Genomic DNA, 26121 nt, shown 5'->3' with positions numbered 1-26121 from the left:
CAAACAAAAATAAGAAAAGTGCATCAGACCGCCAAATCGGGATAAACGAAAAAAGGGAAGTATGCCTTTTTGACGTGACATACTTCCCTCATTTATATAAACTCTGTATTTGGGTTACCAGATAACTACCCGATCAGCCGGAGCCATAAACATCGGATCACCCTCTTTAATGTCAAAAGCGGCATAGAACGGGGCGATATTACGCAAGGCAGCGTTCACACGCCATTTTCCCAATGAATGCGGGTCGATCTTGGTACGACGACGGATCTCCTCGGGACGGATATTTTGTCCCCACAACGTCGCATATCCCAAGAAGAAACGTTGTTCATTCGTGAAGCCATCGATCGGGGCCGGAGTCTCTTTGCCCTTCAAGCTATTCAAATAAGCTTGGTGAGCGACCAACAAACCTCCGTGGTCGGCGATATTCTCACCCAACGTAAAACGTCCGTTGGCATGAAGCGTATCTATTACGATAATCTGGTCATATTGATCAACCAATTTATCAGCACGCTCCTTGAAACGAACAGCATCCTCGGCAGTCCACCAATCGATCAAATTACCATCCTTATCGTAGTTACGTCCCTGATCATCGAATCCATGCGTCATCTCATGGCCGATTACCACGCCAATAGCGCCATAGTTCACCGCATCATCGGCATCCGGATTAAAGAATGGAGGCTGAAGGATCGCAGCCGGGAAACAGATCTCATTCGTAGTCGGATTGTAATAAGCGTTCACGGTCTGCGGATTCATATGCCAACGAGACTTATCGACCGGCTTATCCACGTCCGCCAATTGATAGGCCATATCGAAGATGTTAGAACGGCGGACATTCGCCCAATAAGAATCGTCCTTGATCTCCAAGCCACTATAATCACGCCATTTGTCCGGATAACCTATTTTCACCGTAAAAGCGGCCAATTTCTCTTGCGCTTTCGCCTTAGTCGTATCGCTCATCCATTCCAAGCCATTGATCCGCTCGCTCAAAGCAGTCTGCAAATTCCCCACTAGCGTCAACATCTTTTCCTTAGAAGAAGCCGGGAAGTATTTCTCTACATACATCTCGCCGACAGCCTCGCCCAACGCACCGTTTACCGTATTCAACGAACGCTTCCAACGAGGTTGTTGTTCCTGCTTTCCGGACATTACCTTTCCATAGAACTCAAAATCAGCGTCTACAAAATCATCACTTAGGTACGGAGCCGCCGCGCTCAATAAATTAAACGCCAAATAATATTTTTGCTCATCGACCGTCGTATTCTGCAAAGCCTTATTCATATCCTTATAGAAGTTGATTTGCTTCGCATCCAACTCTTTCAGCCCAGCTAATCCCATGGATTCAAAATATACATCCCAATCCAACGGGGATTCTATTTGCTTGAAATCCTCGTAAGCCAATTTATTATAGTTTTTCTGGGAGTCACGCAAATCCTCACGGCCATAAGAGATCTCAGCGATAGCCTTCTCTATTTTCATCACGGCATCCACCGCCGCATCCGCCTGTTCCGGGCTTGAGCCGGCCAACGTAAATAACTTATTTATATAAGCCCTGTAAGCGTCACGCATCTTAGCGGAACCTTCATCTTCCAACAAATAATAATCCCGATCGCCCATTCCGATACCAGCCTGATACAGCTGGACGATATTCATGGCACTATTCTTCTCGTCAGCGTCCACGAACAAAGCGAAGAACGGAGCCATGCCTTCCTTATGAAGCGTAGCCACCATCTTAGAGACATCCGATTTCGTCGCCAGCGCATTGATAGCGGCCAGTTCCTCTTTGATAGGAGCCACTCCATCGGCATTCAACTTCGTGCTATCCAATCCCATCGCATACAAAGCGCCGATCTTCCCGGCGACACTACCCGCCTCATGGGGCGTAGCGCTAAGTTCCTCGATCAATACCCGGAGCTGCTCTTGGTTATTCTCTAGTAATTGGTCGAAAGTTCCGAAACGAGCGTATTCCGGTTTCAAAGGATTATTCTTAATCCATCCACCACAAGCGTATTCATAAAAATCCGTACCTGCGGCAACCGTGGTATCCATATTCGCAGGATTAATAGCAGCGATCTTCACTACCTCTTTCTGAGGAGTGTTACAACTCGCTAAAGCGACTATCCCAGCCGCTAAAAACGGAAACATTTTTCTCTTTCTCATTTTGTTTAGTCTTTTGCCTTAAAACCTTACAAAGATACGATAAATACGCAAAAGAAAAACATGTACGTGTTTCTTTTAAAACATGTACGACTTTTTACGAAAACACGTACGTGTTTTTCGGACGATAAAAGGATTCATGTATTCAAGAATAAGTGTATCTTTGCCAACAAATCATTTATATCATGAAGAAACTAATAATCAGCGTTTGTGCATTTATCGTCCTTCCCTTATTCGCTCAGCGAGACGCGAATATCCGTATTTATCCGGAGCAAGGTAACCAACAGATCAGTAAACATATTTACGGGCAATTCGCCGAACATCTAGGGAGTTGTATCTACGGTGGCTTATGGGTGGGACCAGAGTCCGACATCCCTAATACCCAAGGATACCGTACGGATGTCTTAAACGCGTTGAAGAAACTACAGATCCCGAACTTACGTTGGCCGGGCGGTTGCTTCGCCGACGAATATCATTGGATGGATGGAATCGGCCCCAAGGAAAATCGCCCGAAAATGGTGAATAATAACTGGGGAGGGACGATTGAGGATAATAGTTTTGGAACCCATGAGTTCTTGAATCTATGTGAGTTATTAGGTTGTGAGCCTTACATCAGCGGAAACGTGGGAAGCGGTACGGTTGAGGAAATGGCTAAATGGGTGGAATACATGACCTCGGAAGGAGACAGCCCTATGGCCAACCTACGCCGGAAAAATGGCCGGGATAAGGCATGGAAAGTCAAGTTTTTCGGCGTTGGGAACGAGAGTTGGGGATGCGGGGGCAGTATGCGACCGGAATATTATTCCGACCTTTACCGTCGTTACTCTACGTATTGCCGTAACTATGATAGCAATGTCTTGTTCAAGATCGCCAGCGGTGCCAGCGATTATGATTACAACTGGACCGAGACGCTGATGAAACAAATCGGCGGACGCATGGATGGTATCTCTTTACATTATTATACAGTAGGAGATTGGAACAATAAAGGCTCCGCTACCGATTTCAACACGGAGGATTATTACTGGACCTTAGGAAAATGCCTTGAGATAGAGGATGTCGTTAAAAAGCATATCGCTATCATGGATAAATACGACCCGAAGAAAAATATAGCCCTCATGGTAGACGAATGGGGTACTTGGTGGGATGTGGAACCCGGTACGATCCCCGGCCATCTGTTCCAGCAAAACACGATGCGCGACGCTTTCGTAGCCGCTCTTACCCTACATGTCTTCCACAAATATACGGACCGGGTGAAAATGGCCAATATCGCACAGATTGTCAATGTATTGCAGTCCATGATCCTCACGAAAGGCAAGGACATGGTGCTTACGCCTACTTACCATGTGTTCGAGATGTACAAGGTTCATCAAGACGCTACCTTTTTGCCGATGGATCTAATCTGCGACAAGGAGAAAGTAAGAGACAACCGGGAAGTGCCGGTCGTAAGCGCCTCCGCATCCCGGGACTCGCAGGGTAAAATCCATATCTCGTTGGCGAACGTAGATCCCCGGCAAAGCGAGAACATCCATATCGACCAGCAAAACGTAACGATAAAGAGCGTGAACGGGCGTATCCTGACAGCGTCCTCCATAAACGACTATAACACATTCGATTCGCCGGAGAAGGTCAAGCCGGAAGTTTTCAAGGGAGCCAAGGTGGAAAAGGGAAAGTTAAGCGTCAGCCTGCCTCCCATGTCGATCGTCGTATTAGAAGTTTTATAAAAAGACGGACAATAACATGGCAATGTTTCTATAATTATTAACTTTGCCCGAAGAATTAAAAAACACATTAAAGAAACGCATTATGAAACCTACATTATTTGTATTGGCAGCCGGAATGGGTAGTCGTTATGGAGGATTAAAACAATTGGACGGCCTAGGTCCCAATGGCGAGACCATCATGGACTATTCTATTTTCGATGCTATTCGTGGCGGGTTCGGTAAACTTGTATTCGTTATCCGCAAATCTTTCGAGAAAGACTTCCGTGAGAAAATCATCTCCAAATATGAGAACCATATCCCGGTTGAAGTCGTATTCCAAGATTTGAACGATCTTCCGGAGGGCTTCACTTGCCCGGAGGGACGTGAGAAACCGTGGGGAACCAACCATGCCGTATTGATGGGCAAGAAGGTTATCAATGAGCCTTTCGCCGTAATCAACGCCGATGATTTCTACGGACGTGACAGCTTCGCCGTATTAGGCAAGCAATTGTCTGAGATGGATGGCAAGAAGAATGATTATTGCATGGTAGGCTACCGTGTAGGTAATACGTTGAGCGAGAGCGGTTCCGTAGCACGTGGTGTTTGCGCCACGAACGAGGAAGGTTATCTGACAGGCGTCGTGGAGCGTACCGCTATCGAACGTATCGACGGAGATATCCAGTTTGTAGACGAGAACGGAAAGAAGGTCGTATTGGAAGAAAATACGCCGGTATCCATGAATATGTGGGGCTTCACTCCCGATTACTTCGAGTATTCCGAGGAATATTTCAAGGAGTTCCTAAAAGCCAATATGGGTAATTTAAAGAGTGAATATTTCATCCCGTTGATGGTAAATAAATTGATCACGGAAGGAACAGCCCGTGTGAAAGTATTGGATACAACCTCCAAATGGTTCGGCGTAACTTATGCGGCGGATCGTCAAGGCGTTGTGGATAAGATCCAAGCCTTGGTAGACGCAGGCGAGTATCCAAGCAAATTATTCTGATTATAAGGTTCTTATGGCTGATTTCTCAGCAGGAAGTAACAGTCGTGGCCTAAGACTCTTATCGTATCACCCTTGTGAAGCGATCTTTTCACCTCTGTGAAGCGATCTTTTCACGGGGGTGATACGATCTTTTCACCTCTGTGAAAAGATCAATACCTCCTAATGAAAACGATACTATATATATTTCCATTACCCAAAAGACCTAGTCCAAAGCTTTTGTATGTAACCATTCAGAAAGCAAATCCGCAACCTCTATATTATTTAAATCCGACATAGGGAAATGGGTATTGCCATGTAATCCTACCTCCGGTAAATGAATAACGGTGACATCCCCACCCTGATCATTCAGCATTTTTGCCCATATCTTCATCAAGCGCAAACGGCGTGTCCATTCATATAACTCCGGACGCTCATCGGTTTCGGGTAAATTATCTCCATAATAAATGACGATAGGGACCTTGGTATATTCCATGAATACGGACATAGGTACTTCAATGCCTTCCATTTTCTTGGAAAGCGTAATAAACTTAGCCTCCTCCGGCAATTGCCCTTCCGGAAAAGGAACCGCTCCACCCGGTTCGTATGACGCGATAGCCTTAATGTTTCTCGTCTTAAGCAATGTATTCCATCCAACGGGCCCGCCTTGCGAATGGGTAATAAATACGCCCGGGCCTATCTTGTCGAACAAAGCGGCGTAGGCATCCGAATAGACCTCAAAATCCGTCGTGCCAATAGTCGGCGTCATTTGACGAAAGTATTGGTCCAAGGTTTCCTTATCCCGCTTAAACTGTACTCCTTCAAAATAATCCGGCCAGATACCTACACGAAAACGGTTAAACCAAACCTCCTCGTCAAACGCCGGAGAAATTGTCACGCTCTCCGTACCTCTACCGGCGTTCCCTCTACGAGGCTGATCGACAAGATAGACACTAAACCGGCGACGTAAGAAAATATTCTGGAAGCCCTCACGCCCGTCGGGTGTGGTTTCCCATGTCTTAGAAAACTGCCCTACACCATGGGCGAATACCAATGGGTATTTCCTCGCTCCGACCGGCTTTTGATAAAATACGTACGCATGGTCGCCATGAAAAGTATGCCCTAATGAATCAACCAAGACCGTACCTCCAACAGCGAAGCTGCCTTGCTCATCCACCATCAGAACACGCTCATCTCGCTGTTTACATCCAACAAGCAAGAGAATGATACCAAGTATAAAAACAGGTCTCATATTTCCGATAGCTTAATCTATTTCTGTACTTTTGATTCCTGTAGCGCATTATAACGGCTTCCCACTACAGGGATAGCGGAAACCGCATCCTCCAATTCCCTCATCTCACCGGCGGTGAAAATGATATCCGCAGCACGTAAATTCTCTTCCAGATGAGACAGCTTCGTAGTCCCCGGTATAGCTACGATCCAAGGTTTCTTATTCATTAACCATGCCAAGGCAACTTGTGCGGGCGTGATCCCCCGTGTCCTCCCAAAAGCATTCAGCACTTCCACGATCCGCATATTGGCACGGATAGCTTCCGGTTGAAAACGAGGTAAATCTTGACGATTGTCGTTTTCCGGATCAAATCGAGTATACTCGTTAATCAAGCCTCCCAAAAAGCCTCGATTTATCGGACTATAAGGAACAAAACCAATACCCAATTCCTCACACAACGGCAATACGCTCTCCTCCACGGCACGATGCATCAAATGATATTCACTCTGTATAGCCGTAACAGGGCAGATCCTATGGGCACGGCGGATGGTATCGGCATTCACCTCGCAAAGTCCGAAATGCAATACCTTGCCTTCTCTGATCAATTCGTTCACGGTCTCAGCGACGACCTCAATCGGAGTGTTCGGGTCCGCACGATGCTGGTAAAACATACCGAGAGTTTCTACTCCAAGATTGCGAAGCGAGTTCTCGCACACCTTACGTATATTGTTGGGAGAACTATCTTCCTCTGTCTTGATTTGTAAGCCATCCACAAACTTATGCCCAAATTTAGTAGTTACAAATACCCGGTCCGAATAACCTTTCAACGCTTCGCCAACTAATCGTTCATTCGTTTGATAACCATAGCTCTCTGCCGTGTCGAACAAAGTAACACCACGATCGATGGCCTCATGTACCAAAGCGATTACTTGCTTCTTGCCGGGATGCTGGCCGCGATGATGATTCAATCCCATACAACCAAATCCCATAGCCGATACAACCATGGAAGCCGTACCACTTCCCAATGTCCGCTTTACACCGACCACGGCATTAGTTTTACAATCCAAGGCCGAGGGTCCTTGCCTGTTCACGCCCTCACAGGCAACCATTCCATTGAATACGGAAGAAGCACATATCCCTGTTCCTGCCAATACCGCCGACCTCAAAAATCCCCGACGGCTTATCTCATTGTACTTTCTCATAACTTATGACCTTTCTAATTAATATTCCATTCACGGCAAAAATACTACGTTCCTACATCCAAACATGTATCAAAACCACAGATAGATATACCAATTTCATCGGTCATACTCCTTATCCGTCACAGCCCGAAGTTGTACGGCATGATTCTCGATCGCATGTTCCGTAACGGTCATACATACGATAGAGCTACCCGGTGTCGCCCCATTCCAATGGCGTACATTAGGAGGTGTCACGATCACATCACCCTTCCGGATCACACGTTTCTCTCCTCCTTCCTCTTGATAATATCCTTCTCCATCAAGTACTAACAAGGTTTGCTCGGCATCCGGATGGTAATGCCAGAAATTACGGCTGTTAGGTTTGAATATAAAATGTGCGATCATCGTATTACCAGACTCCTTCAACAAGGAGACATAGACATCCCCCGTATTATACTCCGACGAAGCCTTTGCGTCAGCAGGGAAAATCAATGTCTCGGCACTTTGTTCACCCTCGCTAGATCTGAGAGCTACAAGGTCAAAAGCTTCTCCCGGGGCTAAGACATGAACACGTTCCGGATTGAAGATACGCTCTTCTAGCATTTTAGGGTCGGCATTGAATGGTTTCATATCGGGAGCATCCACCGTTCCCCAATGAGACAGGAGAAGCTGCGCTTTAGGATAAGCATTTGCGATCTTTATGGCTCCCTCCAATCCTATATGCCATGAATCATCCGAAAAATCAAAGAAAATCACGTCCGGGGCAGGTAATTCCAAGAACTCAGGAAGAAAGCGGGAATCTCCCGGTGCCCAAATTAAGCCATCCGGTGTTTTCATGAGGAAACCACAATAATCTTCAACCTTAAATTCACGCGTATATCCCGGATACTCATTTTGCCACGTATGGTAAGCCGGAGTTAACTTGATAGAAATCGGACCAACATTAAAAGTCTCCCCGATACGATGTCCGAAAGAGTTCAAACCCTGTGTTTCCATCAAAGAATCCATGTAGAATGTAGAATGATATTCCCGGCATACAGAAGACATTTCCGTACAAGTAGGAACACTGTAATGATCATTGTCGCAATGAGTGATCAATACCGCATCCAAATGGGGAACATCTTTAGGGGCAATCGGCATATTTATTAACAAAGGCATATCAAATCCCTTCAACATAGGATCGACCATCAAACACGTACCACGGCTATTAATCAGAAAGCCAGCGTTCCCCAACCAGCGTATAACCGTATGCCCGGTTGACTCAAAAGCCTCTTTGCCGAAAGGTTGTGATGCAGGAGGGATGGCTTGACCCTTTTCATTATAAGAAAACTGAGCCTTTATGTTTAAGACAATCCCCCCTAAAATTAAAATAGCTAAGATACTTGCTCTCATAGTATATTGAATTTAGAGTTTTAAATTTCTATGACAAAATTACCTAGATTCAACATAAAACGATGTGCATATATTACAGATGTTTGTAACGCTATTACGGTTTCCTACCAAAGAAATCATGTTTAGACCTATTCCTTTGATCATAGATATCGATATTTATTCTTATTTTTGTCCATCTAAAACTAATAGAAATAAATATGAGACGGATTCTTACGATGTTGTTTGTTTCGGTATTTATGCTTTCGCTATGCCCGCTGCATGCGCAAGAGACTGAGACATTGGTGCTGATTGATACGGATATGGGTAAGATTAAGGTGAAACTGTTCAACGACACGCCGTTGCACAGGGATAATTTTATCAAGAACGTAAAAGAACACCGTTACGATGGATTATTGTTCCATCGGGTTATCAAGCAATTCATGATACAAGGAGGCGATATCAACTCGAAAGACGCTCCCTTGGACGCACATCTGGGCGACGGAGATCTAGATTACACCATCCCCGCCGAGTTCGTGTATCCGAAATATTTCCATAAGCGGGGAATGCTCTGTGCCGCACGTACCCCGGATGAGGAGAATCCCGAGAAGGCCTCATCAGCGACTCAATTCTATATCGTGACCGGAAAGTTCTTTACGGAGATGGAGCTAGATAAGATGACCAAGGAGAAAGGCATCGAGTTTACGCCGGAGCAAAAAGAAGCCTATATGCTGGAAGGCGGAACGCCTCATCTGGACGGCAACTATACGGTGTTCGGAGAGGTTATACAGGGTATGAAAGTCGTGGATAAGATACAGTTCGTCGAGACGAACGCCGAAGACAGGCCCACGAAGAACATAAAGATCAAGTCAATGAAACTCATAGAAAAATAAGTAAAATGGAAAATCAAGCAACTGAGACAAGGGTGCTTATGCACACCAACAAAGGAGATATAAAGCTGAAATTATATAACGACACGCCATTACATCGTGATAACTTTATCAAGTTGGTAAAAGAAGGGCAATATAACGGCTTGCTGTTCCACCGTGTGATCAAGGATTTCATGATACAAGGAGGTGACGTAACTTCCAAGGATGCCCCAATGAACAAGCAACTGGGAGCGGGCGATCTGGGCTATACCGTTCCCGCCGAATTCCGTTACCCGAAATATTTCCATAAGAAAGGAGCCCTTTGCGCCGCACGTACCGGAGACGAAGTGAACCCGGAAAAGGCCTCTTCCGCCTCCCAATTCTATATCGTAACGGGGAAAAAGTATTCGGAACAAGAGTTGAACCAGATGGAAAAGCAACTGGAAGGCCGTCTGAAACAAGAGATATTCGCCCGCCTGCAAAACGAGAACAAGCCTAAGATCATGGAATTCTATCGCAGTGGTAACAAGGAAGAACTGGCGATCCTTCGTGATACCTTGATCGGCAAGACCGAGCTGGAGGCCGAGAAGCGGAAAGACGAGGTAAAGTTAAACCCGGAACTCCGTGAGGCTTACAAGAATGTAGGTGGCGTACCGTTCCTCGACAATCAATACACGGTTTACGGCGAAGTGGTAGAAGGCATGGATGTCGTAGACGCCATACAGTCCTCCAAGACCAACAAGCAAGATCGTCCGACCGAGAATATCGTCATTAACTCCGTAGAGATCTTATAATGCGGTTATCGGCTTCATAAACCGACGAAGGGGCTTATCGCGAATATCAGTAATAAAAGAGCTATCTTGAGAAAGATCATACATATCGATATGGATGCCTTTTATGCCTCGGTGGAACAACGAGACAATCCGGAGTTGCGAGGAAAACCCCTAGCGGTCGGGCATGCGGAGCAGAGAGGCGTAGTAGCCGCCGCTAGCTACGAGGCCCGGAAATATGGGGTACGTTCCGCCATGGCGTCTCAAAAAGCCAAACGTTTATGCCCGGACCTGATATTCGTACACGGAAGGATGGACGTATATAAATCCGTCTCACGCCAGATCCACGAGATCTTCCACGATTATACGGATATCATAGAACCCCTTTCCTTGGATGAAGCCTTCTTGGATGTCACCGATAATAAACAAGGCATCTCTCTCGCTGTAGATATCGCCAAGGAGATCAAGAAACGGATCTGGGAAAACTTGAACCTGATAGCGTCAGCGGGAGTCTCCTACAACAAATTTCTAGCGAAAATAGCCTCGGATTATCGAAAACCCAATGGATTATGTACCATTCACCCAAGCCAAGCCCTCGATTTCATAGCCCGTCTTCCCATCGAGTCTTTCTGGGGAGTAGGTCCCGTAACAGCCCGAAAAATGCATACGCTCGGTATCCACAACGGACTGCAATTACGGGAATGTTCGGGGGAGATGCTTACCCGCCAGTTCGGAAAGGCGGGAATACTTTATTATGAGTTTGCCAGAGGTATAGACAACCGTCCCGTAGAAGCGGTACGAATCCGGAAGTCGGTAGGTTGCGAGCATACGCTAGAAAAAGATATCTCCCGCAAATCCTCTGTTATCATCGAGCTTTATCACGTAGCGACCGAACTTATCGGCAGGCTGGAACGTTCCGGATTCAAGGGAAACACACTGACCTTAAAGGTCAAGTTCCATGATTTCAACCAAATCACGAGAAGCCTCAGCCGTCCGGAAGAGTTAACAACCTTAGATAAGATCCTTCCCTTGGCCAAGGAATTACTGAAAGAAGTGGAATATACCGAGCATCCCATCCGACTGATCGGCCTATCCGTATCTAATCCCGTAAAAGAGGAGCCTCATACGAAAGACCGTTGGGAACAATTAAGTTTTGAGTTCAGCGACTGGAAATAATACTTGCCCTAGAAGGATAGCTTCATCATAAAACGTATACCCTTTGTCTGGATGCCCGGATGATCCTTATAGGTCAGACGCCATACATAATCCAAACGCAAGAACTTAAAGATATTCTCGATACCGACACCCGCCTCCATATAAGGAGTAGACGGGTCCATCAGGTAAGAGCCCTGCGGGAATAAGAACAAGCCCTCATTCTGCTCACTGATATACGGATTATTCTTATCCGTCAAGTGTCCGAACATACCCCGGAAAGAAAAGACCTCTCTCCATTTTAACTTCTTGATAAGCGGGATACGGTTCAACAAGGCTCCGTTCATGAAATAAGTAATATCCCACGAAGCGTACTCATCGTTGATGAACTCCATCGCATTCATATTCGTATAAGATTCCGGTTGCACCAAATACGACAAGTTTGCGTTTGGCAAGATCAACAAAGGATAAGGGGCTTTTGTCCAAACTTTACCTGCTTTAGCGAGAATATCCACATAACCGAAAGCAGAGAACCAGAAGCGTTTCTGGATACCGATCTCCGTCTTCTGATAATCATACGAACTACCTAATACATCTTGGAAAGCCATCGTATGGTTCAAGGTGAATACCGGTGCGTCAAGCGTAATCGGATAACGGTAATTACGAGTCTGGTAGAATTTCTCATTCGGGGCAAAACGGAACTTAAACTCCACTTCCGACATCCGGTAGGAATCGGTAGCCGTGATCTGGCCATCCGGACCGATACGGTCGAACGCGGCGTAACCGGTTGAGTATTCCTTAAAATTCCGAAGTACCGCCCCATAAGCCCAGCCGTTATAATGTTCACGGTAATAGGTCAGTTCCATATTCCTTAAATAGGTGGCACGTGTATCCTTCTGCCGCTTCAAGGCTAAGAACATATTATCCTTGTTGGTATACATATACTGCTGACCTAACTGGTTGATATCATATAGGTACTCGAAGCGAATAGAATGCACGGGAAATTCTTTCCGATAATCCTTCTTATCGATAAAAGAATATTCTACGATACCATCATATTTCAACTTGCGGTCTTTCGATCCATAAGCCAAATAACCATCCAAGAAAAGACGTTTACTGAACGCCGTTGTCGTGGTTCCACCGACACGGAAGCGGGCCCCCTCAATCGCGTTACCACTGATATAGGTGTTCATCGGGCCAAACTCGAACTTGCTCTTCGCCGGAATCTTATTCGTCGCGATATAACCGGAGGTAAGGATCGAAACAACCTTCTCCGTCACATAGAAAATAGGAACGGAACGAAGTTTCGCCATTAGCAACTCCACGTTATTCTGCTTGCGAGTTCCCGCCTCAGTAGGACGATTCTCCTCCCAGAAATCCGCCGAACGGCGATAAGCTTCCATCGGTATAATAATAGGTGCGCTCTCCTCGAATACTTTAGGATCATCGGGTCCCTCAAACGCTTGATTCGAATAGATATTCAAACGGCGGGCATACATTCCTTTCGATTTCTCCGTCAATTTGAAGTCCACGTTGATATCATCTTTCGTAATGATACGAGTCCCATCCGGGGCACGGTCGAAAGTCTGCTCGATCGTCATTCCACCGACAAAATTCAAGTTGATCTTCTTCGGGACATTCAACTTAACCTTCTGCACGAAATAAGTAGAATCCAACGTGATAAAAAGATGTCCCGTAAAGCCGAACGTCTCCGGAGTAAACGGAGCGAAACCCAAATCCACACACTTCTGTCCGGCGACCTCCACCGTGTCTAGCAAATAATATTTATAGAAGTTAGGTCCCATCGTAGACATAGGGCTTACGAAACGGTTCAAGAACAAAGGAATATCATTCTGGAAGATATTCACTTCCCGGAATACCTCATTCAAGAACTGTTGCATACCGTCTCGTGAGAAGACCTCATCCACACCAGCCGCTTTCGTAGCCTGAACGACCCTCTTTTCCGTCTTCGGGTCTTTACGATAATAAACGGTCTGGATTTTCTCACGTTCGGATACCGGCAAGATCGTCTTTCCCACCTCCAACGTATCGATAAACTCAGTCAAGAAGTCAAACTTTCCCGCCTTTCCATCCTTTTTCGGTTTCGGTTGGTAATCGTTCATAGCGAAGACCATCTTCTCGTATTGATCATACCGAAAATAATCATGATTACGAGGATCGTTGCTCTCCCGACGTGCGATAGCGTTTTTGATAAAGGTAACCGCAGGATTATCCTTCTTCCGATATCTTTCCTTTCCCGGCTTGATGATCACCTCCGACAAATTAATACTTGTCGGAGCTAGCTGAATCTTCAAATGTTCCGCTTTACCCGGAACGAATTTCAATTCTTTCTCCGTATAACCCAAATAAGAGACCTGTAAAGTACGTACCTTAGATGAAGAGGAAAGCGTAAAAGCCCCATCCAGATCTGTCGTAGCACCTATCGTAGTTCCCTTCAAAATCACAGCCACATAAGGCAAAGGTTCTCCCGTAATGGAATCAGTCACGATTCCTTTTATCATGTAGTTCTGGCTCTTCGCTACCCAAGCGAACGCCAATAAAAGCCATATAAAAACAATTCTCTTCCCCATCAGATCTGACACCTCATTAAACTCCGCAAAAGTACAACAGGATCATTTATATAAATGTTCCAAAACACATGCAATATATTCCAATTAGCAACAAAACAGGCAAAAATACACACGTATATACGCAACGCCCCTCAGCAGTATAGGCATAGGCCTGTATCTATACCAGCGTAAGCCAACACCTATACTGGCGTGTGCCCTCGCCTATACCGGCGTGGCACGAACCTACGAACGACTAATCTGAAGCCCCTTATTCGACAAGCTCATCTCCACGAACCGGGCGTTCGAATTGGGTGGAGAAAGAGTCAATATCTTTCGGATTTGCAGGGCCGCACCCGGGTCTTTCGCTACGATATATAAGTAACCACCACCGCCTGCTCCCGGAAGTTTATATCCCAAGGCATAAGCCTGTATCTTGGAGATAATAGCTTCCACCGCCGCCGGATTCGTTCCGGAATCGAGTGCCTTATTTTGCTCCCAAGTCTTTCCGACCAATTTACCATAAGTCACGAAGTCTCCGCATTGGATCGCCTCGTACATATCGAGCGCATGGGCTTTCATCTCGGACAAAAGACCTAAATGCGCCTCGCTATTCAAGAACATACCCCGTACGATTTCCGACAAAATATCTTTCGCCGTACGAGTAATTCCCGTATAATAAAGAAGATGACAAGGCCGGTATTCCGGATCAGTAAACAAATATTCCGGCAGCCAACGTACCAAAGGATTCTGATTAAAACCCTCGTTCGTTTGCAAGAGTTTCAAACCGTGCAATACACCACCGTATTGATCTTGCCATCCCCCGCCGGTAGTCAGCAATTGTTCTAAAATCAAGGTGCGGTTTCCGATCTCATTCTTATCCCAAGCCAAGCCACAAAAATCAGAGATAGCGCCCAGCACGGTAGCCGCGAGGATCGAGCTAGTGCCTAAACCGGAACCCGCCGGTATCGCCGCCAACAAGGTAATCTCCAGCCCGCTACCAAAAGCTTCCAGCTGGACATCCAAAGAAGCATAAGCCTCCGCCGAGAATTCCGGGACAAATCCCGCTAAGGCCAAAGCCGCTTTCGGGATGGAAAACGGCGATCCTACCTTATTATAATCACGAAGCTCATCCCATGAAGAGATAACCTCCATCGCTCCCAGATCGATCGAGCGAAGGATAATCTTATGGGTATCGGAAGGCTTGATATAGACTTGTAGTGGTGGTTGCCCGTTTAACTCGATCGCCACGTTCACCACGTTTCCACCCGCATATAAGCAATAGGGCGGCGTATCTGTCCACCCACCTGCCAAATCGATACGTACCGGACTACGTCCCCATACGATCTGGTCCCGATAGACATTCAAACACGGCTGCTGCTTACTTCCGAGGACGGAACCGACCAGCCCCTCCCGCAACAAAGCGAAAGCCTTTTGCTCCTCCTCCTTATACGCTACCCCCGAGATCTTCATCACCTGAGAACGGAACATATGATTATGTATCCTTTTCATCAACGGATTATCCTCGGGAAGGGCTTTCGGTAAGACAATCTTGTCTTTGGCGAAGCTTTCCGCCGCATCCGAAAGATCCAATTGATAGAATACACTTTTCTCATGATTAGCGGCCAATAATGACCAGTCTTTTTTACGGAAAACTTCTCGCTGAGCTACTAAACGGCGTAAATTCGCTTGATCGGACAAATCATTCGCCGATAATTTTCGGGCGGAAAGCCAAATATGCTTTCCCTCTTCCCTATCCGGCTCCGTAATCATCCAGCGCAGCACTTTTCCCAGCTCATCCACGGTTTGGCAAACAGGGAACAAAGGTGCGTTTTGTATATCCTCATTCCCTCCCAAGGTGATACCTCGCTCCATCGCCCAAGTCAAGATAGGTTTCCCCATAAACAAGGTAGACACATCAGACAAGGCCCCTTTAAACAAGTCATTAAAACCATAGGGCCTTGCCGCCCAATTGGTTTCCCCTACCGGGACAACATCTACACAGATACCTTCCGGCAGGGATAAGTTCCAATTATTCTCCGGAACACCCGTTATAATTTGCTGGCCACGTAACGTCCAATTCTCACCGATATAACTATTCTCTATCCATAATTCCGAATTCTCAGCGGTCAATTTCTGGTGTAACACCGCATTCTGCACAAACATGGCGGGATGTGGTTTCACCTTACGCTGCATGATCGCACGTTGATCCCTAACTAAGTTCTGTACCGCCAATGTAGAGGAAATCAACTCACGGCTAGTTCCATAATGATAGAACTCTCCACCCGGAAGCGGCAGAATCGCTACTGAAAGCTGATTCAACTCCGAGTCCGTGATACGTGGATTCTTCCCCAAGGCCAACCCGAATTCAGCATATAAATCATACGCCTTCATCGCCTTGCCATCCTCGGTATAGGAATGTTTCATTAATAACCGCACCGCCTTGTCGCTTAGCAGCCAGATACCGATATCCATCAAGAATAAATGACTACCCGCCAATTCCCCCAAAGTTTCCAACGAAGGCTTCTGTAGCATGAAGTCCAGAGTGTCCGGAGACTTACGGCTCGATACAAAAACCCCGTGATTCTTGGCCAACGAAGGCTCGACCCATAAACCGTAACAAACCACATCTACCTCAGGAATCTCCTGCAAAGGCTGGTTAGCACGGATATATACGTCACCGCTAGCGATCAAGGTATGAAGCGATTCCGGCGCCTTTTTCATGATCCGTTCATAAAGAGGTAATTGCAAAGACAATAAGTTCTGGGATAACCTCTGCCCTCTTGCCCAGCGAAACACAGGGATCGGAGTCAATATTTTCCCGGATGGCGCATATCCGGGCAAACGGCGGCTTTGCCCTCCGGCATGCAACAAGATACGCTTCTCCTGTCCCAACCACTCCTCCACGGATACATCAGGGGCCTCTTTTCGCCGGGAGGCTTCCAACAACCAAGTCGTTCCTCCCCCGGATCCCAAGCGGGCACCTACCGGATCCGAGGTGCAAAACCATTCCTCTGTACTTACATGCTCTATCGCATGGAAACAATCAACCAAATTTGGAGGTAAAGACAATAACTTTTTCATACCCATGATCATTCTAAGACTCCTTCTTATTTTTCGAAAGCAAAAGTAACTTAAATTTTCTATACGGATATCCATTAACCCTTTTTATTACAATTTGTATGGAGTTCAAACCCACTCAACTTCTTTAACACACCCATAAAAAAGTTTGTTTTTACTAAAACACACTATCAATCAATCCGTTTCCAGTATCTTGGTTGTTGTTTAATTAAATATAGGACATATGGTATACGGTTATGTAAGAGTCAGTACAGACAAACAAACTACTGAAAACCAGCGATTCGAGATTGAGAAATTCACAAAATCGAGGAACATGAGAATCGACAGGTGGGTAGATGAGACGATCAGCGGGACAAAAGTAATCGCCGATCGCCAACTTGGTAAATTATTAAAGCAAATACGTAAAGGCGACATCCTGATCACGACGGAACTGTCACGTCTCGGACGTAATCTTATGCAAGTTATGAGCTTCCTTCATCAATGTATGGAAAGAGACATCATTGTATTTACGGTAAAGGAAGGTTACGAACTCGGAAATAACATTAACAGTAAAATCTTGGCATTCGCATTTAGCCTAAGCGCCGAAATTGAACGCAACCTGATTTCGCAACGAACGAAAGAAGCGTTGGCTCGGAAAAAAGTGCAAGGTGCCAAACTGGGCCGTCCAAAAGGAGAGCGACCGGAAGCCTGTAAGCTAAAAGGTAAGGAAGAGATGATCTTGCAGTATATTAAAGAACATAAGACTAAAGTATATATCAGTAAGAAACTGGGAGTAAACCGGCAAACCTTGAGGGAATTTCTCAAGACTCATCCGGAAATTCCACGGAAATGGAAAAGAATACAGAAGGATTAACAACTCAAGCAATAATTAACGTATGTTAAATTAGTTTAGTTTAGCAGACTTATCGCTCGTTTATTTGTTTATTCCCATTAACTTGCGGAGGAATAAGATAGAAATATACTTGAAATATCCTAAAAAACATTTCATCCTTTATTCCTCTATCATTCATAAAACGCCGCAAGGTTAACATGTATTCAAGACATCAAACATTTGTTTAATCTTTTAATATAAATCTTATGGAAAAAACATTGGTTATTTTAAAGCCTTGTACCGTTCAGCGAGGGCTGATCGGTGAAATCGTAAACCGTTTCGAGAAGAAGGGACTCCGTCTGGCCGGCATGAAGATGGTTTGGCTGACTGACGAGATCTTGAGTGAGCATTACGCCCACCTAAAAGAAAAGCCTTTCTTCCAACGTATCAAGGACGCGATGAGTGTATGCCCGGTAATTGTATGTTGCTGGGAAGGGGTAGATGCCATACATGTAGTAAGAACCTTGGCCGGCGCTACCAATGGTAGAAACGCCGCTCCCGGTACGATACGGGGAGATTATAGTATGAGCGTACAAGAGAATATCATACACGCATCAGACTCACCGGAGACAGCCGAGATCGAATTGAAACGCTTCTTCAAGGATGACGAGATATTCGATTATGAGCTGAAAAACCTATTGAGTCTTTACGCCAATGACGAGTTTTAAATAAAAAAGAATAGCCGGAAACGAGAGAAATCATTCTCACCTTTCCGGCTCTCATATTTAGATACCAACATCCTATTCTCCCGAACTGAATGAACAACCTAATTACTAATCTAAAAATCTAATACCATGAAAAACACACTACTATATCTATAACAGGGCATCCCCGCAAAATGTTTAAGGGATTTCATCCTGAAATTAGAAAGCCGATAAAAAACGTTTGTACACCTCCAGTTGCCTTTCAAAACAGAAAGTTGTCTGAGATACTCTTAAGCAGTTCGCTTTTAGCTGTCGATACTCCTCATCCGGTAAGTGGCTCATGGCCCGTATATTTTTAGAAAGTCCCTCATAATCTCCGGGGGCCGAGACAAGGCCCAACTGATTCTCCTTTACAATCTCCTCGCCCTCGCCGCCTCCGCAAAACAAGATAGGAACGCCTAACGGCAGCAAATCAAATAATTTAGAAGGTACCGCCCCCCTTATACGAACCGTCAAGGGGATAATAGAGGCATGGTAGCGTATAAGCTCCTCACGCATCCGTTCCTTGGGCAAAGAGCCATGATAAAAGACACCTCTATCATGTGTTCTCACATAATCCTCTATCTCCACGGCTTGGTTGCCCCCTCCAAATAAATGAAGCTCCGCTCCCATCCCTTTAAAATCGACACGCTCTATCAACTCCAATATATTCTGCGCCACGCCCAGTAAACCGGCATAGACGATCCTGAAAGGCTTTCGAGAAGAAGGGGGTTGATTCGGTAAAACAAAACGATGCTGCAAATTCCGATACAAGAACGAGGCCTTGCCCGGCTCATACCGTTTTATATAATCCACGATCTCCTTACTCTGCCCTTGACAGGCCGTGGCCTTACGATAAAGGAACCGCTCGATACGCCCCATCACCCTATGATAAACGCCACCCTCTTTCATGGCCCCCAGCTCCACGGCCGACAATGGCCAAAGGTCTGAGACGTTCAGTACCACCTTTTTCCGGTAGCAACAACGAAAAAGCAACATGGCCGAGGCCGCCGCCAAAACAGGAGGGGTCTGGATGATCACCTTATCATAAGATTTTATACGCTTACGCTTGAGAGCGAAACACCAAAGGGTCGTGGCGAAAGCGCACATACTGGCAAGACGGACCAACGGCCTCCTCGAGATCGAGGCATACGTCCAGTACCTGAAGACCGTTATCCCGTTTACATCCTCTGTCTTGGAAAAAGCCCCCCTATATCCATCAAAGATACGTCCCTTGGGATAATTGGGTAAACAAGTCAACACATCCACCTTGATCCCTAAGCCGGACAGTCCCTCCGCCATGTTCGTAATGCGTGAGGGTGCCGCACCGATCTCCGGAAGATAAGAGGGAGAAACGATCAAGACCCTCATTCCTTCCGGTTCAAAAATTCCACGATCCTTCCGCAAGCCAATCCATCGCCATAGGGATTGACCGCCTTGCTCATCGCATCGTAATAAGCCGTATCATCAAGCAACGCCGAGACCTCGCTCACGATCTTGTCATAGTCCGTTCCGACCAGTTTCACCGTACCTGCCGCGAGAGCCTCCGGACGCTCGGTCGTATCACGCATCACCAACACGGGCTTGCCCAAGCCGGGGGCCTCCTCTTGGATACCGCCGCTATCGGTCAGCACTATCGTTGATTTCTCCATCAGATAGACAAACGACAGATATTCCAATGGCTCAATGAAGAACATATTCTCCAAATGAGAAAGATCCTCGCCGAATACCTCGTGAATCGGCTTGCGCACATTGGGATTCAAGTGCATAGGATAGACAAAATCCACCTCCGGATACATCTTCGTCAAGTCCTTGATAGCGGTACACATATGGATGAATCCATCACCAAAGTTCTCCCGGCGATGACCCGTGATCAACACCAGTCTCTTACCCTCAACCAGACGGTTCACGTCATACCCAGAACGTAAAAGCACGCCTTCCAGCTCCTTGTCCAGCTCAGCGTCCGTCTTTATCTTAGTCACCACTTGCCGTAAGGCGTCTATCACCGTATTGCCGGTAACCAAGATTGAGTCCGGATTCACGTCCTCTCGCATCAAGTTTTGCTTGCTCAACCGCGTGGGTGCGAAATTATACGTGGCGATACGCCCCGTGACCTGCCGGTTCATCTCCTCCGGCCATGGGCTATAGATATTGTGGGTACGAAGGCCGGCCTCTATATGACCTACAGGTATCTGTTGGTAGAATGCGGCCAAGGCGGCCGCCGTGCTCGTGGTGGTATCCCCATGCACCAGCACGACATCGGGTGTCGCCTCACGTAATACGTCACGCATACCGGTAAGGACACGGGCGGTCACGTCATATAAGTCCTGACCCTGCCTCATGATATTCAAATCATAATCCGGCGTGATCTCGAACAATTTTAACACTTGATCCAACATTTCCCGATGCTGTCCGGTAACGCACACGATGGTCTCGAACGACTCCGGATGTTTTTGGAACTCCTTCACCAGCGGAGCCATCTTGATCGCCTCGGGACGGGTCCCGAATACTAACATTATTTTTCTCATTACTGCGTATTCTTCTATTTAGCGAACGATTATTTCTTGAATGTCCCGCAAAAGTCCAGCACCTCCACGTCATCCCGATAATTCAACCCCGCAAACTCCCTATGATTCACCAAGAAGACCACTATATCCGCCTTCTCGTATGCCTCCTTATAAGGGGTCAGCTTAAACAGCTTATGCTCCGACACGTTCGGCTCCACCACCATGATATCAGCGTTGTTACACGATTGCAGCACCTTCGTCGTTATTCCCTTGGCCGGAGACTCGCGCAAGTCATCGATATCAGGCTTGAAAGCCAAGCCCATCATTGCCACCGCCGGCTTACGCCCATGCTTCAGCTCAAACCGTAGCATGGCGTTCCTCACTTTCTCAGCGCACCAAAAAGCCTTGTAATTATTCGTCTCACGGGCCGTCGAGATCATACGGCTCTCCATCGGAAACTCCGCCGTGATGAAATAAGGGTCCACCGCTATGCAATGACCACCAACACCGCAACCCGGCTGTAAGATATTCACACGGGGATGCCTGTTCGCCAAATCGATCAGCTCCCACACATTAATTCCCGCTTTATCGCAGATAAACGACAGCTCATTGGCGAAAGCGATCTGCACGTCCCGGCTTGAGTTCTCGGTCAATTTACACATCTCGGCCGTCTTGCTATTCGTTGGGTGAAGCGTACCCTTCACGAACTGGCCGTAGAACTCCATCGCCTTACGGGTAGAGGCCTCGTCCATGCCGCCGATGACCCGGTCGTTATGCACCAACTCATGGATCACGTTACCCGGAAGCACCCGCTCCGGGCAATAAGCGATATAGATCCTGCCCTCCAGCTCCGGCCGTTCCGAGAAAATCAAACTAGCCATCCGTTCGGTCGTCCCCACCGGCGAGGTAGACTCGATCACGTACAAATCCCCCTCCTTCAACAAAGGAAGCACCATACGGGTAGCCGACTCCACGAACGATACGTCCGGCTCATGATCCCCCTTGAAGGGAGTGGGTACCACCATGAAATAAGCGTCGCTCACCCGAGGCTCGGTGTAAGCCTTGAAATGTCCGGAGGCCAGCACCTCCCGCAACATCTCCTCCATACCCGGCTCGATGATATGCAATTTCCCTTGGTTGGTAACCTCCACCACTTGGGCGTTGATATCCACGCCGGCGATATCCACCCCGTGCTTTGCGGCAATAATAGCCGTGGGCAGGCCAATATAGCCCAAACCCATGAAACATGCTTTCATAAGAATTATGTATTATTTTTTAAGTAAGATATTAGGCAGATCAAGAATGGTCCAACAACGATCAACCGATTGTATAAGAAAGTCTCTTCACAAAATGAATACGAATTGTCTTAGATAGGTGAAAACGGTTATACGTAAATGACACTTGGTCATCTACAATCTCGACAGAGGATGCGCCGGCCACTCTTATCGCTGCGATATTCGTCACGATCTCAGTCCGTGAACAAGACATGATCTCCACATCCGGAGCCAGATGGATCAAGCTTACGGCTTTCACGCCAGTTGAGACAGAGTCCTCTATCCTAAAACAATCCTTATCAATCGTAAATTTTCGCCGATGCCTACCCAATGAGCCAAAGCCATCATGCCAAGCCTCCACCTCATTCGGAGAATCTTTAAGAAGCGTCACCCTTGCCCGCCTCCCCACACGAAAGCCTCCCCATACCTCGCTAGAGTTCTTATCCCCTATCATCACCGTATTATGGGCTGCCGTGCCACGCTCGTATTGCCTACGGGCTGTCTTTTCATACGTAGAAATTCCGGTATCTATAACGAAAAGCTTACCCCCTATCCGCAACTCATAATTGAACATATCCGCATGCGAATGGCCGGGTTGGTAAGAGGCCCTTATGTCTCCAACATCCACGATAGCCTCCCAATGGCCCGCCATCAATTTTCGATAGCCACACGCTTCCATCGGAAGCTTTTCCCAATCCATATCCAATCGCTTAGCGTATGCAAACAATTGAGTCGGAGAAGGCGCGATTCCCTCAGCGGAATCATTCAGGAGAGGTATCGTATTATCTTTATAAACGACAGAGGCTAAATGTCCCAACATGCTACTAGCCTTCTCCCGTAAGCGTTCATTCAGACCTTCCTGCCCTATAAACCGCAAATTATTCATAGAGACATTATAGCAATCCAGCAACCGATCCAACAATATACAATGATACATCGGTGATTGCTCGTAATGAGCACCATCCGGAAGGAGTTGTTCTTCCAGCTCTTTAAATAATAGGTCTTTCGCCTTTTGATAGATCGACTCATCCTTAAAATAAAGCCCGGCCCATAACAAGGAGAAAGCGTCTTCCAATAAGTGATTCCCTAAAAGATGATATTCCAGATTATCCAGTAAAATCTTATATTGGGCATACAAGGAGGAGTCCCATTCTCGCTTATTCTCTGCCGGAATATAAGGATGATATTTCGACAGGAACTTGATCCAATTGATGCCTCGTAAAGCGATCGGATAAGGTTCCAGACCATTCCTATTCCCCTCTATTTCATCGACAAACTTATCGATCCAGCAAACGGCCTGTTCGAAAGATATAGTTTCTTGATGAAGGTAGTCCATATAATTTAGATTATAGGACCATAACTTACCAAAGCTCTCATCGTTCCATCCTAGAAAAGCGGATTCCTTACCCAAGAAAGAGAAATGCCCCGTAACACTATCCAAGTCCGTATATTTCGAGATGAAAAGTTTAAAAGACAAAGGATGTCCCACTCTCGGTAATGACAATACATACCGAAAGCTCCTGTATTTCCTAATATATGCCCGTAGCCTATACCAGACTTGATAACGAACTTGGCGAGATCTCAAGTTCCGAAGAGTAGAAATATATAATTTTAGAGATTCACCCAACATCTCTCTTTCAAGCTCGTAATGCAAGCGAAAGTAGCTTTCGTCGTATTCAATATACTCCCAAATGGAATCAAAGGCTTACCGCCCTCCCGGATACGTTCATTCAACAACGTAAATTGACGTTTTTGCCCTTTATCCATACCGGCCTTCATCGAAGAGAAACCCTTAAAACCATACCCGGTCAATTTACGCCAGTTATCCAAGACCAAGACCCTCTCCTGAGAGAAAACCTCCACACGTTCCTTCGCGTACGATTTCGAGCCGTTCGCAAAGTAATTGATCACGGCGTTCGTCCCATTTGCGTAACGAAGCAATATGCTGGCATTATCCGTATTCTCCTCCGGATTTTCGCCTAACGCATTCATGCAGACCGCCACGACCTCCGAGCCCGCCAAGAAGGAACATAGATCGATAAAATGGCAAGCCTCACCAATGATCCGCCCTCCACCTATCTCTAGATCGTGTACCCACACTTCTTGCGGGATAAATCCGGCGTTCATCGTCGCCACTATATTTTTAGGTCCGTCACCTAGCAATCGCTTCATTTTCTCGGCGAACGGAGAGAAACGCCGGTTAAAACCAACCGTCAAGGTCGTGCCCTCAGGAGCCCCTTGATAAGCCCGTATAATATCATCCAATTCCGTCTCATTCAAGCATAACGGTTTCTCCACGAACACGCTTTTCCCATTCCGTAAAGCCTCTATCACCATCCGGGCATGCAGGTTATGGCGTGTCGTGACCATCACCAAATCCACCTCCGGATCTTTCAATATATTTTGATAGTCCGACGTGGCGTTCTCCGCCCCCGCCTTCCTCGCCAATATCTTGGCGGACAATCCTTGGGCACTCGCTATATACTTGATTCTAGCGTGGGCCTTAGCCAAGCAAGGTATGACCATGGCGGAGGTATAATTGCCCGCCCCAATAATCCCGATCTTGCCCTTTCCACTCACAAAGGTATTATTGCCGATAGAGACAACAGACTCCATTTTTGAATCAGCGGGAAACCGCAATATAGAGGCGATCGATCCTTTCTTGCGCATATCGCCGTAAATCTCCTCATAATCCACCAAGTCAACCTCTTCCGTTATCAACGACTTGACATCCAACGATCCGGAAGAGATCGCGTGGAGTATCGTCTCAAAATTACGCTTTTCCGTCCAGCGGACATAAGCCAACGGATAATCATGCCCCTTGTTCTCATATTCCTCGTCATAACGTCCGGCCCCGTACGAGCAAGATACCTGAAAACTCAACTCCTTCTTATAGAAGTCATCCCTTCGCATATTCAATCCGATAACACCCACCAACACGATCCGTCCCCACTTACGGGACATCTCACACGCTTGATGGATCACCTCATGGCTTTGCGTGGAGGCCGTGATCAAGACACCATCCGCACCGATACCACCCGTATAATCCTCCACGAACCTTACCGGATCCGTACCTTTGCCCGGATTAACGGCCACGATTCCCTTCGAGGCGGCCATATCCACCTTCTGCTGGTCAAAATCCACCCCGATAACCTTACAGCCGTTCGCTCTCAACAACTGCGCCGCCACCAGACCGATCAATCCCAGACCGACCACCACGACCGTCTCTCCCAACTGAGGATTCAATAAGCGGATTCCTTGCAAGCCAATCGAGCCAATCACCGTGAAGGCCGCTTCCTCATCCGTTATATCATCCGGCACCTTCGCTACCAAGTTCTTCGGCACGCAAACAAACTCCGCATGGTTCCCGTTCGAGGCCACCCGATCGTCCACCTTGAACTCCGCGACACCTTTCCCTACAGCTACCACACGTCCGACATTGCAATATCCCAAAGGCAAAGGTTGCCCTAGCTTATTGAACACGGCCTCCAGTGTCGGTTGCAAACCATCCGTCTTTATCTTGTCCAAAACTTGCTCCACCTTATCCGGTTGTTGCCGTGCCTTATCAATCAGGTTCGCCTTTCCGAACTCCACGAGCATACGCTCCGTTCCCAAGGATACTAAAGAACGAGACGTTTTAACTAGAACATAACCTGCTCTTACTTGAGGAACTGGTACTTCTTCAAGCACAGTTCGCCCTGATTTTATATCTTGAATAATCTGTTTCATAA

At 46.7% G+C, this 26121-nt stretch carries 18 protein-coding genes; 7 read left to right on the top strand and 11 right to left on the bottom strand.

The features are described 5' to 3' along the window. Positions 1 to 114 precede the first annotated feature (114 nt). Positions 115 to 2157, bottom strand: a complete 2043-nt coding sequence (locus HMPREF0999_RS15565) for a M13 family metallopeptidase (RefSeq protein ID WP_009276336.1) — start codon at positions 2155 to 2157, stop codon at positions 115 to 117. A gap of 182 nt (positions 2158 to 2339) precedes the next feature. Here HMPREF0999_RS15565 and HMPREF0999_RS15560 point away from each other — a divergent pair, with 182 nt between their 5' ends. Together HMPREF0999_RS15560 and HMPREF0999_RS15555 are read left to right on the top strand one after the other, a co-directional pair. Continuing rightward, positions 2340 to 3875, top strand: a complete 1536-nt coding sequence (locus HMPREF0999_RS15560) for an alpha-N-arabinofuranosidase (protein WP_009276335.1) — start codon at positions 2340 to 2342, stop codon at positions 3873 to 3875. Positions 3876 to 3957: 82 nt separating this feature from the next. Beyond that, positions 3958 to 4860, top strand: coding sequence for a nucleotidyltransferase (locus HMPREF0999_RS15555; RefSeq protein WP_005855808.1), 903 nt, complete (start codon positions 3958 to 3960; stop codon positions 4858 to 4860). Positions 4861 to 5062: 202 nt separating this feature from the next. Here HMPREF0999_RS15555 and HMPREF0999_RS15550 read toward each other — a convergent pair whose 3' ends face one another. From HMPREF0999_RS15550 to HMPREF0999_RS15540, 3 genes are all read right to left on the bottom strand, one after another. Continuing rightward, positions 5063 to 6088, bottom strand: coding sequence for an alpha/beta hydrolase (locus tag HMPREF0999_RS15550; RefSeq protein ID WP_005855807.1), 1026 nt, complete (start codon positions 6086 to 6088; stop codon positions 5063 to 5065). 17 nt (positions 6089 to 6105) lie between these two features. Further along, the gene (locus HMPREF0999_RS15545) at positions 6106 to 7269 is read right to left on the bottom strand and encodes an aldo/keto reductase (RefSeq protein ID WP_009276334.1); all 1164 of its coding nucleotides are present in this window, start codon (positions 7267 to 7269) and stop codon (positions 6106 to 6108) included. Positions 7270 to 7365: 96 nt separating this feature from the next. Continuing rightward, positions 7366 to 8640 (bottom strand): MBL fold metallo-hydrolase, encoded by a 1275-nt coding sequence (locus tag HMPREF0999_RS15540; protein WP_009276333.1) that lies wholly within the window; start codon positions 8638 to 8640, stop codon positions 7366 to 7368. 197 nt (positions 8641 to 8837) lie between these two features. Here HMPREF0999_RS15540 and HMPREF0999_RS15535 point away from each other — a divergent pair, with 197 nt between their 5' ends. The 3 genes from HMPREF0999_RS15535 (at position 8838) to dinB (ending at position 11431) form a co-directional block, all read left to right on the top strand. Then, positions 8838 to 9509 carry a peptidylprolyl isomerase gene (locus HMPREF0999_RS15535; RefSeq protein WP_005855801.1) on the top strand — a complete coding sequence of 224 codons (672 nt, stop codon included), beginning with the start codon at positions 8838 to 8840 and terminating at the stop codon, positions 9507 to 9509. 5 nt (positions 9510 to 9514) lie between these two features. Further along, entirely contained in the window at positions 9515 to 10279 is a 765-nt protein-coding gene (locus HMPREF0999_RS15530; protein ID WP_005855798.1) for a peptidylprolyl isomerase, read from the top strand. A 66-nt stretch (positions 10280 to 10345) separates the two neighbouring features. Next, on the top strand, positions 10346 to 11431 hold the full coding sequence (gene dinB / locus HMPREF0999_RS15525) for a DNA polymerase IV (protein ID WP_009017772.1): 1086 nt from the start codon (positions 10346 to 10348) through the stop codon (positions 11429 to 11431). An 8-nt stretch (positions 11432 to 11439) separates the two neighbouring features. On the opposite strand, the gene HMPREF0999_RS15520 is transcribed toward dinB, so the two are convergent. After that, positions 11440 to 13998 (bottom strand): DUF5686 and carboxypeptidase-like regulatory domain-containing protein, encoded by a 2559-nt coding sequence (locus HMPREF0999_RS15520; protein ID WP_005855793.1) that lies wholly within the window; start codon positions 13996 to 13998, stop codon positions 11440 to 11442. A 222-nt stretch (positions 13999 to 14220) separates the two neighbouring features. Further along, positions 14221 to 17070 carry a bifunctional fucokinase/fucose-1-phosphate guanylyltransferase gene (locus HMPREF0999_RS15515; RefSeq protein ID WP_009017771.1) on the bottom strand — a complete coding sequence of 950 codons (2850 nt, stop codon included), beginning with the start codon at positions 17068 to 17070 and terminating at the stop codon, positions 14221 to 14223. Between the two features lie 208 nt (positions 17071 to 17278). Between HMPREF0999_RS15515 and HMPREF0999_RS15510 the strand changes: the two genes are divergently transcribed. Then, positions 17279 to 17908 carry a master DNA invertase Mpi family serine-type recombinase gene (locus HMPREF0999_RS15510; RefSeq protein WP_005855789.1) on the top strand — a complete coding sequence of 210 codons (630 nt, stop codon included), beginning with the start codon at positions 17279 to 17281 and terminating at the stop codon, positions 17906 to 17908. A gap of 224 nt (positions 17909 to 18132) precedes the next feature. Further along, complete coding sequence (gene ndk / locus HMPREF0999_RS15505) at positions 18133 to 18594, top strand: nucleoside-diphosphate kinase (protein WP_009276331.1); 462 nt, start codon at positions 18133 to 18135, stop codon at positions 18592 to 18594. A gap of 195 nt (positions 18595 to 18789) precedes the next feature. Here ndk and HMPREF0999_RS15500 read toward each other — a convergent pair whose 3' ends face one another. The 5 genes from HMPREF0999_RS15500 to HMPREF0999_RS15480 form a co-directional block, all read right to left on the bottom strand. After that, positions 18790 to 19980, bottom strand: coding sequence for a glycosyltransferase family 4 protein (locus tag HMPREF0999_RS15500; protein WP_009276330.1), 1191 nt, complete (start codon positions 19978 to 19980; stop codon positions 18790 to 18792). After that, on the bottom strand, positions 19977 to 21137 hold the full coding sequence (wecB, locus tag HMPREF0999_RS15495) for a non-hydrolyzing UDP-N-acetylglucosamine 2-epimerase (RefSeq protein WP_010184604.1): 1161 nt from the start codon (positions 21135 to 21137) through the stop codon (positions 19977 to 19979). Before wecB ends, HMPREF0999_RS15500 begins: the two co-directional genes overlap by 4 nt. A 29-nt stretch (positions 21138 to 21166) precedes the next feature. After that, entirely contained in the window at positions 21167 to 22372 is a 1206-nt protein-coding gene (gene wecC, locus HMPREF0999_RS15490; protein ID WP_008780275.1) for a UDP-N-acetyl-D-mannosamine dehydrogenase, read from the bottom strand. 61 nt (positions 22373 to 22433) lie between these two features. Further along, entirely contained in the window at positions 22434 to 24020 is a 1587-nt protein-coding gene (locus HMPREF0999_RS15485) for an alginate lyase family protein (RefSeq protein ID WP_008780274.1), read from the bottom strand. Further along, positions 24002 to 26119: a bi-domain-containing oxidoreductase gene (locus HMPREF0999_RS15480; protein WP_029257226.1), complete on the bottom strand. Its 2118-nt coding sequence runs from the start codon at positions 26117 to 26119 to the stop codon at positions 24002 to 24004. The genes HMPREF0999_RS15485 and HMPREF0999_RS15480 overlap by 19 nt, the downstream gene beginning before the upstream one ends. Between the last annotated feature and the right edge of the window lie 2 nt (positions 26120 to 26121).

Source organism: Parabacteroides sp. D25 (assembly GCF_000307475.1).
Classification (GTDB): Bacteria; Bacteroidota; Bacteroidia; order Bacteroidales; family Tannerellaceae; genus Parabacteroides; species Parabacteroides distasonis.
This window is presented reverse-complemented; position numbering and strand designations above follow the sequence as displayed.